This window comes from Kitasatospora sp. MBT63 (genome assembly GCF_000710465.2).
Lineage (GTDB): Bacteria > Actinomycetota > Actinomycetes > Streptomycetales > Streptomycetaceae > Kitasatospora.
In genome coordinates this window covers 1-579 of sequence record NZ_JAIZ01000771.1, presented here as the reverse complement: position 1 = coordinate 579, position 579 = coordinate 1, and the positions used below count along the sequence as shown (strand labels likewise).

1 protein-coding gene is annotated in these 579 nt (G+C 70.8%); it reads left to right on the top strand.

Translation table 11 applies throughout. From position 1 onward, the window contains the following. Positions 1-579, top strand: a 579-nt coding sequence (locus AA75_RS50435) for a hypothetical protein (RefSeq protein WP_033825394.1), incomplete at both ends; no start/stop codon positions are given.

Here is a 579-nt window from a genome sequence, read left to right as displayed (position 1 = left end):
ACCAACGCCCCCAACACCGGCGGCGGCACCGGCGGCCCCCATGCCCTGACCGGCTCCACCACAACCGGCCCCGCCGGCACCCTCGGCGCCAGCACCCAGTACGACGCGATGGGCAACACCACCGCCGTCACCGATACCTCCGGCACCGCCACCCTCATCTGGGACGGCGAGGACAAGCTCGCCTCGTACGCCAAGACCGGCACAACCGGCGCAACCACCTACCTCTACGACGCCGCCGGCAACCAGCTCATCCGCCGTAACCCCGGCACGACCACCATCAACCTCGGCGGCGACGAACTCACCTACGACACCACCACCAAGGCCCTCACCGGCACCCGCAGCTACCAGATCCCCGCCGGCCTCACCCTCGTCCGCCAAAACGGCAAGTCCACCTACCAGGTCCACGACCACCACGGCACCGGTAACCTCTCCCTCGACGCCACCACCCTCACCGAGACCCGCCGCCCCACCGACCCCTTCGGCAACCCCCGCGGCACCCAACCCGCCCCCGGCACCTGGGCCGGCGACAAGGGTTTCAGCGGCGGCACCAAGGACGACACCACCGGCCTCACCAACCTC